Origin of the sequence: Lacibacter sediminis (assembly GCF_014168535.1) — a bacterium.
Lineage (GTDB): Bacteria > Bacteroidota > Bacteroidia > Chitinophagales > Chitinophagaceae > Lacibacter > Lacibacter sediminis.
In genome coordinates this window covers 1,298,180-1,315,258 of record NZ_CP060007.1, presented here as the reverse complement: position 1 = coordinate 1,315,258, position 17,079 = coordinate 1,298,180, and the positions used below count along the sequence as shown (strand labels likewise).

Genomic DNA, 17,079 nt, shown 5'->3' with positions numbered 1-17,079 from the left:
CATTTTACTTTTTCTTTTTCAACAACTCCATTTCAATACATGCTTGTAAGAATGGCCCGATAGCTTTCAGATCATCATCTCTCCTCGGTTCGTTCACGTAATATTCATAGGTACCATCACGATATGGGATGCCACCCAAACCTGCACCGGCCACCGCCTGTATAAAATGATACTGCCCTTTTGCATCTGTTGTTACAAATTCTTTGATCATTCCTTTATAAGCTTTTTGTAACGGCGCATTGAAAGTTGCAGGTATATAATTCAATCGCAGAGCTTTTGCCAAAGCAAACACAAACATGGCTGTGCCGGATGATTCGAAATAATTCTTTTCCTTGTTTGCTTTATCGGTTACCTGCCACCACACGCCACTCTTTGCATCCTGGAATTTTACAATAGCAGATGATAGCCGATTTAAAATAGTGATCAGTTCTTTTCTTCTTGGATGAGTTGTTGGAATAAAATCAAGCACATCTACCAATGCCATCATATACCAGCCCATGCTGCGGCTCCAGAATTCAGCCGATACACCGGTTTGCTTATTCGCCCAGCCTTGCAGTTTACTTTCATCCCAACCATGATACAGTAAACCTGTCTTTGAATCACGACTGTATTTTTCCATCCAGACAAACTGGTTGATGATATCATTGAAATCCTGCGATTGTTTGTTGACAACTGCATACTCTGCGTAGAATGGTTCGATCATATACAAACCATCGAGCCACATCTGCGAAGGATATTTCAACTTATGCCAAAAACCACCGGCTTTGTTACGTGGCTGAATACTGATCTGGTCACGCAATGTTTGTGCAGCAATTTTATATTTATCGTCTTTATACAATTGATGCAAACGCAACAACTGTCTGCCGGGAGGAATATTATCACTGTTGTATTCATCCATCACATAGGTGCGTATCTTTCCATCGGCAGTAATAAAATGATCAACGATATGTTTTGTATAGTCAATATAGGTTTGATCGTTGGTCATCTTCCATAAACGTTCAAAGCCGATCAGTACTACACCAATTTCATAGTTCCAGTTGGCGGGTCGATTACCTTCCGGTAATTTATCCTGCTCCAGGTGGCTTGCATATTTTTTCACTACCATTGAATCTTTGTATTGCTTCATGATTGTTGCTGCCATTTGTTTGGCATATTCAATCTGCGCATTTGCATTGAATGCAATAACCAGCAGCATTAAAGCAAGTATCTTTTTCATTATCGCTTGATTTTAATTTTTGTCTTCTTGTTTTTGTGGTTCCTCAACAGGTCTTCTTCTCCAATAATTCGCCAATAAACTTCCACTGATGTTCATCCACGGACTAAACACGGCTGCAGCTAAACCAACCGTTCCCAATTTACCCATACTTCCGGCAATGCCACTCGCCATGCCACCATTCTGCAATCCCACTTCAAACGCAATGGTGCGACTTGAATTTTTATCCATCCCAAACAAACGGCTGAGCCAGTAACCAAAGAAATAACCTGCTGCATTATGTATTACCGATGCAATGAATAACAGCACTCCCACTTTCATCAGGTTCTCTCTGCCTGCCGCTGTTGTTACTGTTGTAAAATAAATAATACCAAACATCGAGATCAACGGCATCATACTGTCAAGCTTTGGAAACTTCAGCGATAGCCAGTGATAAACTAAACCGGCAATGATCGCTCCTGCAAAGAAGCCCGAGAGATTCATGCTTTGCATCAACCCATGATCAGTAATAACTTTTTGCAAAAACAAAACGATCACAGCGATCCATATTGCAGCAATGATTGCAATAATGTTTACTTTTTTCTTTTGCGTTGCTGATGCCCGTTTCAAAAAATCATGCAACAATGCTGCACCAATCGGCACCAACACAATCTTGATGATCTCCATCATCATGTCAATAAATTTTATTTCGATCAATGTACCTGCCAATGTTTTCATTAATAAAGGTGTAAGCAACGGAGCAACCAATGTAGCCATCGCTGTTACAATTACACTCAATACCAAATTTGCTTTTGCTAAATACACCATTACATTACTTGCCAAACCACTGCTACAACTCCCAATGAGAATGATACCTGCAGCTATCTCCGGTTCAAACTGAAATACTTTTGTAAGTAATAAACCCATCAATGGCATAATGGAGAAATGACAAAACAAACCAACCAATACGCCTTTACCTGTTGATGCAAGTCCGCTGAAATCTTTCAGACTCATATGTGTGCCCATGCCAAACATCACCAGTTGAATAATGACAAGGATCAATGTTTTATCACGCAGATTAACGCCGCCCCAATTTTTAAATGCTTCCGGAAAAACCATTCCTGCAACAACTGCTGCAATGATCCATGCGGTATACTGATAACCTTTTAGCGATGGTACCGAACCCAACCCAATTGCAAAACAAACAGCCGTCGCAATGGCAAAGGGTTTGTATAACGAAGCATTCTGCATCACAATCCCTGCCAGCAGTACTACTGCAGCAACAGCGCTAAGAATCAAAAAAAGTTTATTCGGTTTCTTCATGACAAACAATCAGCGTTCTTATAAGATCGATGCTAAATATTCCATTGCAACCGGCGGGCTCGCCAATATCGGCACTTTCTTTTCTGCTTCAGTTAATGTATCCACCACTCTTGCCATACTTGCCTGCGCCAACAAAATCACATCCACTTCATTGGCCAATTGTTTTAATGCATCGCCTACTTTTTTATCATGCGTTGCGGCATCGCCACTCATCAACGCTTCAAATGCACCTTCGCATAAAACAGACTTCAATTCAATTTCTTTCCCAGCAATGGCGGCTCTTCTTCTCACTAAATCACTTGTTGGATTTAATGTGGTTGACAAGGTTGCTACCACACCAATACGTTTTCCTAACTGTACTGCTTTGTCAGCCATTGGCTGATCAACACGTAACACAGGCACCTGTGTTAATGCAGCGGCTGCTTCCACTGCGGGGCCAATCGATGAACAGGTAAATAAAATATAATCGGCACCGGCTTCCTGTGCTGAGCCTGCGTAGTTCACCACTCTGCGTGATGTATCGGGTGTCAACGCTCCTCGTGCAATGGTATTCTTGATCAAACTGTCATCTACAATGTTGAATACTTTTACATTTGGCAAATACTTCTTGCACAATTCTGCAAACACGGGCACTAATGTTGCCGATGTGTGAATCAATCCTAATGTTTTCTGTGCCATATAATTTAATTACGTTTTATTTTTTGTTACCAGCTTCATTACTACTATTTATCTTCTGTTGCGTCGCACTCTTCATGGTTCTGAATTCTATTCTTCTTTTTCACGCAAAGGCGCCAAGATCATAAGACGCAAAGTTTTCGTTGCGTCTTTGCTCCTTTGCAGCTTTGCGTGAAATACTAACTATTCAAAAAAGTCCAAAATAATCATCAGCCCCCACCTGTCCACCTTTAAAGTTCACTTCCAGTCCGTTTACTTTTTCATTTGTTGAATAAGCTTTACACAACGGCGCACCACTCACCAGCGGAGCAATCATTTCCACCGCATCAATCTCCATCGCTCTTGCAGCATAACTGCTTGTATCACCACCGGCAATCACCACACGTTTTACATTCGATTTCATCACTGCTTGTTTTGCAATGCTGCCCAACGCTGTTCCTAATTTTTCAGAAGAAAGATTTTCCGTTTTTTTTGCGCCCGTATGAACAATTACTTTCTTCTTCTGCTGCAGCAACGTTGCAACATGATCACCGATTACAGTATCAACAGCATCTTCATTCACTATTCGCATTGCATCAAGCACCAATTCTGCAAAATCATTTTCTTTCGCCCATTCGATCTGTGAGGCTGTAACAGGCGAACAACTTCCTGAAATCACCAATAAGGATTCTGCTTTGCCCGGCTGTTTCCATTCTGTGACAGGCTTCAGTATTTTCTTTTCATTCCAGTAATTGCCCAATGCTGCTTCCACACCTGAACCTCCTACGCTGAACAATGTTTTGTCTTCTTCCAATCCATCCATCCACTCACCGATCTTGATCAACTGCGATTCATACATGGTATCAACCAATACCACTTCTTCATCAATCAGCCCTTCATTCCATTGTTCAACAGGTTGTTCTAGTTGTGTGATATCAATTAATCCGATCTTCTTTGTCGTTTGTTTACCAATATGCAAACGCAGATCACTTTCATCGGCAGGTGTAACAGGATGTTTACTCATGGATGGATGACGATCCAGCCGGTAAATTTTTCCGCTACTGCCAATACCCATTCGTGCAAACAAATTGCCGAACAAACAGTACCTGCCCAATGCAGGCATACCGCCAATCACCGGAATCAGTTTGTTTTGAAAAACCTCAGCTCCACAATCAATGGCTTTACCAATACTGCCAACAGCTGGCGATGAATCAAACGTTGAACACACTTTATAATGAACCTGCTTTGCGCCACTTGCTTTCAACTGTTCAAATGCAGGAATTAATATCTCTTTCATTTGTGCAGGTGATAATGATCTTGTTTTACCAGCCACACCAATCACATCAATATCCGGAAACTGTTGCAGTTGTTCCGCAGTGGGCGGTTCAATAAACAACACAGCTTTTGCACCGGCTCTTGTAATAAACTCAAGTGCATCAGTACTGCCTGTGAAATCATCACCGTAAAATGCGAGTAATATGTTTTGTTTCTTATTCACTTCAACTTATATCAACAACCGCCGTCAGGGTTTTCAACCGCTGACGGGGTTTGTTCAACTATTTCTTTCCAAATTTTTCAACTGCTGCTGCAAACTCTTTATACTGCTTCGCTGCTTCTTCCAATGTCAATCCATCAACTGCTGCTTTCCATGCCTGTTGCAATGCAACCACACCTGCTGCTGCTCCCATGGGATGTGCCATAATACCGCCACCTGCCATGTACAACAGATCAACTGTTTTTGTTCTGCGGTATGTTTCAAATGCCTGTCCGCCCCACTGCCCAGACGACACAACCGGCAACACGGTCTTATGATCAAACATCTTTGTTAAGCAAGCTTCAATTGACGCCACAACACTATCATCACTCTCCCAGAATTTATTTTGTATGCCATTTACATGCATTTGATCGGCACCTGCCAATCGCCATACTTTTTGATAGGCTTTGTAATCGATACCCAGCAACGGATGTCTTGTCATCATACCCCAACCATTACGATGTGCATGAATGGCGAGCTGTCGTTGATCCATGATTCTTTTTGCACCTGCCAATCCAACACTGTTAATACTGATCATGGCACAGGTGCCACCACTGTTGACGATCTTTTCATAACGTTGCAGCATTTCATCTACCTCTCCACTGATGTTGAATGCATACATCACTTTCTTGCCCGTTTTATCTGCATGTGCATTGATCACTTTCATCACTGCATCCACACGATCATTGAAACTGGAGTTGCCTGAAGACGAAAGCAATTCATCATCTTTTACAAAATCAATTCCTGCTTCAGCCAATGTTTTCACCATTGCAGCAGTTTGATCAGGTGTTAAACCAATAGATGGTTTGATGATGGTGCCAATCAAAGGACGACCTTGCACACCTGTTAACTGTCTGCAACCTTCAATACCAAATGCAGGCCCTTTGAATTGATCGCTGAACGATGCAGGCAATTCAATATCCATCAACTTTAAACCGGTGAATTGTGTGATCTCATAAAGATTTCCCTGTAAGGTTGAAACCATCACCGGAAGATTCGTTCCAAAATTTTCAATGCTCCAGGATACTTTCACAATGGCACGATGATACTTTCCATCTTTACTTGTTGCACCGGGAATCGCTGGTTCATTCACTGTTTCCAATACTTCAACCGATTCCACTCTTGCAGCAAAACGTTGTTTCAATTCTTCTGTTTCACCGGGCACTGCTACAAATGTGCCTGATGATTGCTCACCTGCCAATACCGCTGCGGCCTTTTCCGGTGCATACGGTGTTTCGATATAATATGTTGCTGTAATAGCCTCCCCAACCCCTCCAAAGGAGGGGCTTTGTAAGCCTCCGATATTTTTATTATTCTCCATTTACTCAAGATTTTAATAAGTCCCCCTTCGGGGGATTTAGGGGGCTCTATCTCATCAGCGGCAACCAAACTGTCATATCCGATTTACCACGGTTGGCCCATGCATAATAAGGAATGAGTTTAATGGTGACCGGTTTGAGTTTTGTATTCACTTCTTTATATAATGTGTTGTTCCATTGATTCTGATCAAGCAATCTTGCTTCACCTGTTAATGCCATCACATTGCCGTCAACAATTTTCATTGCTACGGGTTGCAGTTTAATGTTTGCAGGAATGACCACATCAAATACTTTTTGTTGAGGCAGATCACTTGACTCAAGGCAATACACAACAGGCCCACGCTTCACCGTTACCTGGTTTCTTGTTTCTTCCACCATTGGATTGCTTTCAATCAATGTCGCAGGCATATCCATGTTCAGTTCCATTTTATCATTTGCATTGATCGATACTTCAACAAACCCATTCACAGCTTTTGAAGTAACCAACTTTCCATTTTGTTTCAGGATATAATTCTTACACCAACCCGGAATACGCAGGAACAGTTTTGTATTTTTCTTCGACAGTTCTTTTACATTCATTGCAACGGCTCCACTCCATGGATAATTCGTGGTCTGTTCCAGTTTTATTTTTGTTCCATCGTGCAACGCTGTTGCCAATACATTTCCTCCGTACATGTTTACGTACAAACCCTTCTCGCCAACACTGTACATATAATTATTTACTTCTGCTATCGTACGCACCACATTCGGCGGACAACAATTTGATTTGCTGATATAAGGAATACGTCCACCTTCCCAACGCAGATGATAAGGATAATCAGCAGTTGCTGCAAGCGGATTTGTATAGAAGTATTTTGAACCATCCATACTTACTCCACTCAACACGCTGTTGTACAAAGTGAGTTCTACAATATCTGCATACTTGGTTTCGCCGGTTAACAAAAACATGCGCCAGTTCCACAACACATTACCAATGTTCGCACAGGTTTCGTTATGTGCACTGAAGTTCGGCAACTGATAATCTCTTCCGTATGATTGATGCACTTTCTGCACCGTATCAGGTTTGTACGCTGTACCATCCACACTCACTCCATCATACAAGGCGCCGCAACCGCCTGTGATATACATTTTTGTATTGATGACATTGCTCCACATTTTATTTAAGGTATTCATCAAGGTTGCATCGCCTGTTTCTGCATATACATCAGCAACACCTGCAAACAAATAGTTGGCACGCACTGCATGACCAACCACTTTATTCATTTCACGAAAAGGTGCACGGTCGCTGTTATCATCTGTTCCTTCAACCGTACCACGGATGTTGATAAGATGAATAACAAGATCCAAATATTTTTTATCGTTTGTTGTGCGATAGAGTTCTGTCAACCCCATATAGTGTGAAGGGCAAATGGCATTACGTGCCAGTTCCGGTGTTGCTGCTTTATAAAAACCGATCAGGAAGTCGGCAGCTTTCTTTGCGATATTCAATAATGTTGTTTTGCCTGTTGCACGGTAATGCACACAGGCCGCAGTCATTAAGTGACCGAAATTGTATGCTTCAAAACTCAATTGATCATCAAACATTTTGTCTTTACCTGTTTTCTTTTGTTCGATGATGTTCTTGGTATAAATATAGCCGTCGTCTTTCTGTGCTTTGCCGATTACAGCAATCGCTTCATCCATCCACTTTTCTAATTTCGGGTCTTTGGTTGATGCATACATTGCTGCTACCGCTTCCAGTGTCTTGTAAAAATCACCATCATGAAACGATGGGCCACGAAAGCGACCTGTATCTAAACCTGCAGCCACTCTGAAATTCTGAAATGAATAACAGATATCCTTACTGGTATAGGTTTGCCACAGTTGTGGCAACATGGCATCACGACAAACTGCAAAACGTTCGGCCCAGAAACCTTTTGTCCAGCTAACATCACTGATGCCGACTCCGGTGAGTTTTGCATAGCTGCTGCCTTGTGTGTTTACAAGACTTGTTTGTGCGTTTGCCTGATTGAAAAACGCAACAGCTCCAATTAAAAATGCACTTACACGTTTCATTTTACTCTGCTTTATAATTGATAACATATTCTGATCCCGGGTTCACAGCAATTTCATACACACCGTTTTCTTTTGCAACTGTTGAAATATTATTACCTGTAGGTTGAGTTTTACTTTTCAATACAACTGTTCCTGCGCCGGCTGCTGCTTTTATCTTCACTTGTTCTTTGGTTACATGCAACTCAATATTTCCATTCGGCGTGGGCACTTTACCCTGCATCCATTGCAAGCCACCAAGATTTGGTTCAACGCTGTACGTTGCATATCCGGGTGCTGTTGGTTTTACCCCAAGGTAATATTTACCTAAAAGGTACAAAGGACTTGCTCCCCATGCATGACATAAACTTTTTCCAAACTCTCTGCCATACATCTCATAATGTTCTGTTCCGGTTTTAGTTGGATTATACTCTTCCCAGAAAGACGTTGCACCCCGTTTCAACATGCCACCCCAGTAATCTTTCATTTCTTTTAGCACATAGGATTGTTCATCCATTGCACACAATGCTTCCAGTTCATAGAAACGCATGTAGGGTGTGGTGATTTTTTGAATCTGGTCATTTAACAATACAGATTTCTTCACGGCCTCTTTTTGCTGCTGATTGAAATAATCAAAGAAGATGGAAAACATATTGGCGTAACGTGTAACGTTGTCTGTTTGCTTTCCATCAATACGGCTGTGCACCAACGCCTGCTTCTGATCGTTCCAGTAAATGTCGAAAAGTTTTTTGCGTATATCAGCAGCCAGTGTGTTGTATTGTGTTGCTGCATCTTTATCATCAACAATGTTTGCACAAAGAGCCATTGTTTCAAGACTGCGTGCAAACAGTAACTGTTCAAAACTCACTTCACCTTTTTTGCTGAGACCAGCAGCCCAGTCAATAAAGATCCAGTCACCGGACATCCATTCCATTAAACCATCTTTGTTTCTTCTTGCCAACACATAGTCCATCAGCGTTTTCATGCGATCGTAATTCTGTGCAATAAAATGCTTATCACCAGTGTAGAGATAATAATCATAAATGCCGAGGAACCAGAAAAAGGTATAATCCATAATGGTGTTGATGTGACCAGTTACCGGATCTTTACCCCGCAATGCATACGTTGTACGTTTTACTGTTTCGCTATCGAAGTACAGATAATAATTCATGAGATAGCTCTGGTAAGCATCACCACTCCATATCCAGCGATCACGTTTAATGCCATCAATGAAAAATTCTCTTGTGTTTAATTCAAATGTATATTTTGCTACGTCATAGATGCGGTTGATCTCTTCATCGTTACAGGTAAAACTCCCCTGTTCTTTTACATCTGCATATTCATACAGCATCGAAACTGAATCGAGTGTTACAGCTTCATCGTATTGCACATTTACAAAACGATAAGCTTTCGACAGTTCCATCGTTTGATCTTTCTTTTCTGTACTGTTTACTTTTACTCTATCCAATGTTTCGCAATGTTCGGTTGACAATGCTTCTTCCTTTGATTCACCATAATAAACAGAAAGATTGCCTTTGCCTTTTAATCCGTGCAGTTTGATGAAACCAAATGTTTCTTTTCCAAAATCAACCAGCATGGAGTTTTCTCCTTTTTCAGTCGATACTGCTGTTTGTTCTTTTACAGGCAATGCAAACTGAGAAGGCAACTGTGTGGGTGAATTAAAATTCGAGCTGCCTGCATTGAGCCATTTGGTGGCAGAGATGTCGGATGCTTTTCCTGTTTCATCGATCCATTCCTTGTCTTCAAATGTTACCAGCCATGTAGCATCCGATACAATTGTTTTTCCTTTTACATATACGGCAGGCACGTTGGCCTGATTAAATACTTTTATGTTGATCTTATGTTTACCTGCAGGAACTGTAATCTGCTTCGGACTACCTTCAAATGCTTTCCCATCAAGCTTTACATTGTATTCACCTTCTACGTATATGTCTACTGTCTCCTGTTCAGGCACATCAAACACTTTATGAAAATCCATCAACACATAATGATTGTCGATTTTCCAGAATACCGGAAAGAAAGTACCACGTTCGGTACGACGGTTTTGCATTTTGTTGGCCAGTACAATTTCAAAATCGCCGGGATACCATATCCAGGTTGCTGCAGAAGAAGTATGCTGTAAAAAAGAGTTGTTCATTCGCTTCACGTTAATTGCTTCGCTGTAATCTACTTCGTGTTACTTGCTTGCGCTATTCAGCGCAGCATTCACTACCTAAATATCTTCCCCATATCTTTCTTTCGTTATTTGTTGTAATGATTTGCCTTGGGTTTTTGGTGTCCAGATTGTTCCAATGATGAGTGCCACAATGAGCAGCCCGATCATAATATACGCTGCGGTATAAAATCCTTCTCCGTTTTCGCCATAAATATTAACAAACCCAAATCCCCATACCGCTGCAATGCTTCTAACCGCAAAGAACATTATACCCTGCGCAGCTGCCCGGTATTTAGCAGGAAAAAGTTCCGAAGCCCAGAGCGCATAAAATGCCTGCACACTGATGCCAGCATGTATGCCCCAAAGAATGGTAAACGTCCAAAGTGCTACATGATTTTTTATTCCTATAAAAATAAGTATGCCCCAGGCTATAATTCCTATTGATGTTCCGAAAACATAAAGCCAGCGTTGATTGACTTTATCAACCAACATGGCAAAACCAAAATACGTTACCGCAATAATCACGATCCATTGTACTGCTGTAATCATATTGGCCTCGCCATTGGAAAGTCCGCCTGCAGTTTCATAAATATGTTGCTGAAAGAACCCCATCACTGAAGCCACCATATTCCAGCTAATGTAAATCCCTGCGAGAAAAAGCATGGTCAGAACATTTACCTTGTTGGTAAAAAGAGTACCAAACGATGCGAAAACGCTTGGTTGTTTTTCCTTGGTTTGTATTTTTTGTGCTTCTTCCCAATCTTTCGATTCATTGAGCTTGCGCTGCAAAGTCCATGCGATTAACGCCACAACAAACAAAGACCCAAAAATAATACGGCTGCTAAATACATTGATTGCATCAACGCCTGCATCGTTACCAATAAATACCGCAGCAATTTTTTGTACATACCCAAATAAAACACCAGACGAAGCATCTGCATTGCCAGGGGCAAGGAGCATTCCTAAAATTAAAATGATCATTGGACCCACTCCCCAAGCGAACTGTGAAATACCCATATTCTTTCCACGGTTACCCACTTCTGAATTTTCTGAAATATACGTCCATGAGGCAGGAACACCCACTCCCACTGAAATCCCTGTGACCAGGAAACCAATCAACAGCATGGGAAAATTAACCGTGAACATGATGATGGCAATCCCCAGCATATACACAAGCATATTGTAAGTGTAAATGGTTTTTCGTCCGTATTTGTCGGCCAGGAAACCTCCGAAAATTGCGCCGATAGCCGCACCAAAGGCATTAGCGCTGATTGCATTCAGCCAACCGAGATGCCCTTCGTTAAGCCCAAGGTAGTTTTGCCAAAGCGTTAACCCGCTTGCACCTGCTACAATTGCGCCGGCATCGAGATAATTTGTAAGCGATACAGCAATCGTACTTTTTAAACTTCCTTTTTTTAGTTCCATATGTGTATTTAATGTCCGTTAAAAATGATGTAGAGGGCTAGTATAACAAGTCCTAATAATGCGAAAAGAATTTTTACCTGTTTACTTGTTTTTGGAATAGGTGCTGTCTCGATGGCTGCTGTTACTTTATTTTTATCGAGTAAGGAAATGATGATAGCCGCTGCAAACAAGATCGCAAAAATGTAAAACGAAATGAGAAAGTAATGCGGCCACCAGGTGTTTGCTCCTGTTGCAGCATCTGGAGGTATGATCCATAAATTAAGCATACCTACAAACAAACTGAATGCAGAGCCAACTGATAAAATCAGGTTCACCGCCAGTTTTGTGGTTCGTTTCCAGAATACACTCAACAAAAATGTAACTGCTAATGGCGGTGCGAGGTAACCTAAGATCGATTGAAAAATATCAAACAAGGTTTTGCCTTTGATGTTATCAAACGCAATGGCCATTAATACGGCCAGCACGCAACCTGCAATAACGGTATAGCGTCCAACATTGATCTGTTGTTTCACTGTTGCCTGCGGATTGATATTGTTTACATAAATATCTTTTGTAAAAACTGTACTCAACGCATTTAACGATGAACCAATGGTTGCGACCAATACAGCGATCAACACACAAATAACCAAACCATTTAAACCCGATGGAAACAAATTCGTCACCATTGTCATGTATGCTAATTTATCATCGGTGAGATCGGGGTATAATGCAAAACACAAAATACCCGGCAGGATAAACATCGGCAATGCCAATACTTTCAACCAACCAATAAAGTTTACACCCAATTGTCCCTGCTTTAAATTTTTTGCACCTAACACACTTTGCACCATGCTTTGATCAGTACAAAAAAATGCAACTGCCGATACAGGATAACCCAGCAACAATGCATGCCATGGATAACCCGGATCGGATGCAGGATGTATTAAATTCCAGAAATGGCTGGGTGTTTTAGCGACTAAGGCAGTGATGCCTCCAAGCTTTTGCAAACCGATAAATGTTAATGCTAGTGAAACAATGATCAACAAGATCATCTGGAATACATTCACTTTTGCAATTGCTTTTAAACCTCCCATGTAAGTGAACAACCCAGAGAAAGCAACCAGCACTATTGTTGATTGCCACATGGGTATACCTAAGATCTGTCGCACCAAAATTCCGCCACTGAATAAACCAAGGCTCAACCAACTGATCAGAATTTTTATGAGTGCATAGCCTGCTAAAATGTCCTGCGAACTTTTTCCATAACGTTTGCCCATGAACTCGGGCATGGTGCTAACCTTGCTTGCAATGTATCTTGGCGCAAATACCATGGCGAGTAACAGTAAAAAAACAAAGGCATACCATTCAAAGTTTCCACCTACAATTCCTGCAGAAAATCCAATGCTTGCAAATGCGAGTAAAGATGATGGCCCCACATTTGTTCCCCACATGTTGAAACCAATGTTATACCAGTTGAGCGAATTACCTGCAAGAAAAAGTGTTTCATCTTTTTTCTTGTTTCGGAAACTGGCAACATAACCAATCACCAGCAACGCAATCAAATAAATTGCGACGATGGCAAAATCAAGCGTTGTGAGTTTATTATAGATTTCGTTCATCAGCTTAGTTAAATAAATCAGTTAAGCCATAAATAGCATATATTTCTTTCATCTTCACCGGTACCCCTATTTGTAAACTTTTATCCATTGCCTGTAACAATGCCACTGTGCCGATTCCTTCTTTCATATTTGGATAGGCAGTAAAATCTTGTTCTATTGAATCAACAAAGTATTCAAGATAATTCTGGTATTCACCTGCATGATGACTTTGTCCTTCAAATCGGAAAAAGTATTTCAACTTTGCATCGCCCCAATGAATAATTTTTTCTTCACCTGTTTTATCGGTAATAGCATAACGCAATTCATGATAATCGGCCTGGCTTGCCCCTTCTGTGCCACGTAATACACAGCTCATGCCGCTGTCACGTTTTGTTGGTTGTGTTGGACTTGTATAGGTGCCGCTCACTCTTGCAATTCTTCCATCAGCTGATTTGAAGATGAAGTGCATCGTATCTTCATTTTTCAAACCAGCGGATTTTCCATTTGCACTGATCATACCATAGCCCATCACTTCTTCAATATTGGGTAAATACCAACGGATGAAATCAACAGGATGACTTAAACCCCCATACAACCATTTGAATGAATCTTCCAATGCCCATTTCTTTTCGAGAAACCAACGATGATCAGCATTGTAATGACTTTCGATGGTAATGAGTTCGCCGATTTCGCCAGCTTCAAAATCTTTACGCTGGCGTTTGTATGGTTCGAAGAAGCGTGAGCTTTGTCCCACAAATACTTTCTTACCTGTTTGCTGTTGAATATCCAATAATTCTTTTGCTCTGCTCAAGTCATCAATAAACGGCTTGGTACACACCACATGTTTACCATGCAGCAATGCCTGTTTGATATGATCGGCATGTAAATGATCGGGTGTGTAAATGGCAATGATATCGATCTCTGTATCGTTGAGCAGATCTTCATAATTGGTTGTATAGTTGTCGAAATCAAATTCTTTGCAACGTTGTTTGCACAACTCTTCGTTACGGTCGCAAATGGTTTTGAGTCGCAGCTTTTTACTTTGCAACGCTGCACTCATGGTACTTCGACCTTCACCAACACCTAAAATTCCAATAGTCAACATGTTTCTTTCTATTTATATAATTCAACAAAACCGCTGACGGGGTTTGCAACCGCCGTCAGGGTTGTATTCATCATTCATTACTCATTATTCATTGGCTTGAGAAACACCCATGTTTCTCCCGGCTTTGTTCCTTTTATGCCTTCCTGGTATTTTTTCATGATCTTATTCCAATCATCCACCCGTGGATTGTTTGCTGTTGTTCTTGGGTTGAGTTTATCCAGGCTCTCCCCTTTTGGAATACTGATCACCAATACCAACTGTCTTCCATTCCTGAACAGTAACAATTGTTGAAAATCTGCATTACAAAAACCTTTCGCTATCTCCGGCCATTTTTCAAACTGAGTGGCGTGATAGGCAAGATATTCTTTCTGCAATTTTTCATCTGCAACAAGATTGGCTGTGAGCAGAATATGATCCCATTCCTTTGCTACTGTTTTATCGGTACAATGTTTCTTCTTGCTGTATTCATAAAACATGTCGTGGTATACACGCACTTCTGTTTCAGGGAAACGATTTTGCAAACGTCCTTGCATGACGCCAATGTCCTGCACTTTATCGAAGATCACATAATGATTCTGCCATTGATAGATGGCGTTGCTATCCATATTATTCTGTGCAAGCACCTGTTTGAGTTTTGCTACATCCAATGCTTGTCCTTCTTTCACTACAAGTTCAATCACTTCACTGTGTTCTTCGTTAATTACACCGGACTTTGGAGTTTTATTCGCTGTTAAATATTGAAATCGTTTTTCTAACCCCGCATTTTGTTTTACACTGTCATGCACCTGCGGACCATTGTTGCTCCACACATTGCCGGGGCCGTTGGCATTCTGTAAATACTTTTGTGAAGGTGTCCAGTTGTTTTTTACGGAAAAATGGGAAGAACCTTCATCATTGTAAATATAAAACCAATGCGACGGCAAATGCGCAATCGGAGATTTATAAATACTGTCGATGTAATTGTCTTCAATGATAGAACCGGGCTGTGCACTTAATGTGTAAATACCGGCGCAATCATAATTCCATTTACCAAAGTGATGAATTTTGTTGGCTACGATCCTGTTACCCTTCATCATGTTCTCTTCTGCACTCCAACCCCAGCCTAAACTAATACCACTATACGATACGTTTTCAATTTCATTATGACGAATACTTGTTCGGCTGACAAAACCACAGCCAATACCAACTGTGCCCCAATCTTCATTCGTGGCGTTGGTAATGAAATTATTTTCAATAAAAATCACATCACACTTTTCTCTTTCGTCTTTCGGATGAAAAGGCATATGTATTTCTCTTCCTTCATCTCCATAATTACCAGCCAATATTGCTGTGCCGCCGATATCACTAAACAAATTATTCTTGGTCATATTATCCTGCACGCCTTTTTTCAAATCAATGCCTGTTGCAGCTAAATGAAGAAAAGAACAATTCTTAACTCTTGTTCTCACAGCATAACTCATTTCGACAGCAGCAGTTTGTCTGCCAACCCATGCCTGGTTATCCAAACCGGGTTTTGCTTTTGTACCTGCAGGTTTTAATTTATATGCCTCGGTCATAAACAAACCTATCTGATGCGGCACATGGCCTTGCCGAGATGGGCGTAACCAACCGGTATGCTGAAAAGAAATGCCTTCAATCACCAGATTTTTAACCGGGTTATCAATCGTTCCTTCCATACTGATCAATGTTTCGGTAAATGGCGCAATCACTTTTGCTGCTGCCAAATTTTCATTGCTTCGTGGCCAGTAATAAATTTTCTTGTTGGCTGCATCCAAATACCATTCACCGGGCTCATCTAAAAATTGAATGGCATTGGTTAAATAAAATGCGGAGTTGCCGGTTTCTTTACTGATCCATGGAGCAGGCCATGGATGTTCGTTTTGTATTTTACTTTCCGGTTGATGAAAAAACAATTTTGTACTATCGCCCATTACCTGCACTTTCTTTACACGCAGGTTGGCAATCTCCCACCATTGATGAATAAACAATTCCAATCCGCTTGTCTTATCTAAATTGCTAAAGGGCAAAGTTGGTATCACACATGCAGCTTCTGCCTTGTTCCAGTTTAAAATGCGGAGCATCGCATCTCCGTTGGATGATTTTGCTCTCACTGCTTTCATATCATTCACCCACAATTGGCGAAAATTGAAAACATTTCCGTTCACCATTGGCACATCGGCTACCCATATGTTTGACTGACTATTTTTTTGCAAGCCAGAGACAACAGTTGTTACTTTTTTCCAATTGTTGATTTGCACACCGCCGCTTAAAACAGGTTTTTCATCTGGCGCAGCTTCAATAAACGTGGAGCTTTCACGGGTGCCGTTATCTTCCGGTTTTATAACAATGGTTTCTAAAACCTGGTAATTGCCGCCACGTAAAATAATATGAATGCCTTCTTTTACAGAAGCATCATTCAATCGGCGCAAGTCTCTTGCCTTACGCAAAGCCCTGTTGAGTGTGGCAAAAGGCTTTTCTTTTGAACCATTATTGAAATCAGAACCTGTGGGGGAAACATAAACATCTGCTGCCATGCTCAGTTGAGCAAACAGGATAAAAACAAGCATTTGGCAAGACAGCAATCGTTTCATCATTTTATTCAGCTTGAAGCTACAGAACCTGCCTCAAAAGCAGGCATTTAGGTTGATAAATGTAGCCTTGTTTGCCGCCCTTAAAAATGTGCGTATTTGCTATAATGATGGACGATTTTCCTGTTTTGAGGCATTACTGGTCGAATTCGTTC

General features: G+C 41.1%; 11 protein-coding genes. All 11 read right to left on the bottom strand.

Annotated elements, in window-relative coordinates; all coding sequences use genetic code 11:
* Positions 1-4 precede the first annotated feature (4 nt).
* Positions 5-1,216, bottom strand: coding sequence for a glycoside hydrolase family 88/105 protein (locus H4075_RS05790; RefSeq protein ID WP_182805002.1), 1,212 nt, complete (start codon positions 1,214-1,216; stop codon positions 5-7).
* Between the two features lie 12 nt (positions 1,217-1,228).
* Positions 1,229-2,515 carry a bile acid:sodium symporter family protein gene (locus tag H4075_RS05785; protein WP_182805000.1) on the bottom strand — a complete coding sequence of 429 codons (1,287 nt, stop codon included), beginning with the start codon at positions 2,513-2,515 and terminating at the stop codon, positions 1,229-1,231.
* Positions 2,516-2,533: 18 nt separating this feature from the next.
* Positions 2,534-3,193, bottom strand: a complete 660-nt coding sequence (locus H4075_RS05780) for an aspartate/glutamate racemase family protein (protein ID WP_182804998.1) — start codon at positions 3,191-3,193, stop codon at positions 2,534-2,536.
* 184 nt (positions 3,194-3,377) lie between these two features.
* Positions 3,378-4,667 (bottom strand): four-carbon acid sugar kinase family protein, encoded by a 1,290-nt coding sequence (locus H4075_RS05775; RefSeq protein ID WP_182804997.1) that lies wholly within the window; start codon positions 4,665-4,667, stop codon positions 3,378-3,380.
* A 58-nt stretch (positions 4,668-4,725) separates the two neighbouring features.
* Complete coding sequence (locus H4075_RS05770) at positions 4,726-6,024, bottom strand: ribulose-bisphosphate carboxylase large subunit family protein (protein ID WP_182804995.1); 1,299 nt, start codon at positions 6,022-6,024, stop codon at positions 4,726-4,728.
* A gap of 46 nt (positions 6,025-6,070) precedes the next feature.
* Positions 6,071-8,077 carry an aceric acid hydrolase gene (locus tag H4075_RS05765; protein ID WP_182804993.1) on the bottom strand — a complete coding sequence of 669 codons (2,007 nt, stop codon included), beginning with the start codon at positions 8,075-8,077 and terminating at the stop codon, positions 6,071-6,073.
* 1 nt (position 8,078) lies between these two features.
* Complete coding sequence (locus H4075_RS05760) at positions 8,079-10,211, bottom strand: alpha-L-rhamnosidase-related protein (protein WP_182804991.1); 2,133 nt, start codon at positions 10,209-10,211, stop codon at positions 8,079-8,081.
* A gap of 75 nt (positions 10,212-10,286) precedes the next feature.
* Positions 10,287-11,654 (bottom strand): MFS transporter, encoded by a 1,368-nt coding sequence (locus H4075_RS05755; RefSeq protein WP_182804989.1) that lies wholly within the window; start codon positions 11,652-11,654, stop codon positions 10,287-10,289.
* An 8-nt stretch (positions 11,655-11,662) separates the two neighbouring features.
* Positions 11,663-13,252 carry a sodium:solute symporter family transporter gene (locus H4075_RS05750; protein ID WP_182804987.1) on the bottom strand — a complete coding sequence of 530 codons (1,590 nt, stop codon included), beginning with the start codon at positions 13,250-13,252 and terminating at the stop codon, positions 11,663-11,665.
* A 4-nt stretch (positions 13,253-13,256) separates the two neighbouring features.
* Positions 13,257-14,336 carry a Gfo/Idh/MocA family protein gene (locus H4075_RS05745; RefSeq protein WP_182804986.1) on the bottom strand — a complete coding sequence of 360 codons (1,080 nt, stop codon included), beginning with the start codon at positions 14,334-14,336 and terminating at the stop codon, positions 13,257-13,259.
* A gap of 77 nt (positions 14,337-14,413) precedes the next feature.
* Positions 14,414-16,930, bottom strand: coding sequence for an L-rhamnose mutarotase (locus tag H4075_RS05740; RefSeq protein WP_255460360.1), 2,517 nt, complete (start codon positions 16,928-16,930; stop codon positions 14,414-14,416).
* Positions 16,931-17,079 lie beyond the last annotated feature (149 nt).

Excerpts from the sequence above, each read along its gene's own strand:
- H4075_RS05790 (WP_182805002.1), bottom strand. The coding sequence starts at position 1,216 with ATGAAAAAGATACTTGCTTTAATGCTGCTGGTTATTGCATTCAATGCA.
- H4075_RS05785 (WP_182805000.1), bottom strand. The coding sequence starts at position 2,515 with ATGAAGAAACCGAATAAACTTTTTTTGATTCTTAGCGCTGTTGCTGCA.
- H4075_RS05780 (WP_182804998.1), bottom strand. The coding sequence starts at position 3,193 with ATGGCACAGAAAACATTAGGATTGATTCACACATCGGCAACATTAGTG.
- H4075_RS05770 (WP_182804995.1), bottom strand. The coding sequence starts at position 6,024 with ATGGAGAATAATAAAAATATCGGAGGCTTACAAAGCCCCTCCTTTGGA.
- H4075_RS05765 (WP_182804993.1), bottom strand. The coding sequence starts at position 8,077 with ATGAAACGTGTAAGTGCATTTTTAATTGGAGCTGTTGCGTTTTTCAAT.
- H4075_RS05760 (WP_182804991.1), bottom strand. The coding sequence starts at position 10,211 with ATGAACAACTCTTTTTTACAGCATACTTCTTCTGCAGCAACCTGGATA.
- H4075_RS05755 (WP_182804989.1), bottom strand. The coding sequence starts at position 11,654 with ATGGAACTAAAAAAAGGAAGTTTAAAAAGTACGATTGCTGTATCGCTT.
- H4075_RS05750 (WP_182804987.1), bottom strand. The coding sequence starts at position 13,252 with ATGAACGAAATCTATAATAAACTCACAACGCTTGATTTTGCCATCGTC.
- H4075_RS05745 (WP_182804986.1), bottom strand. The coding sequence starts at position 14,336 with ATGTTGACTATTGGAATTTTAGGTGTTGGTGAAGGTCGAAGTACCATG.
- H4075_RS05740 (WP_255460360.1), bottom strand. The coding sequence starts at position 16,930 with ATGATGAAACGATTGCTGTCTTGCCAAATGCTTGTTTTTATCCTGTTT.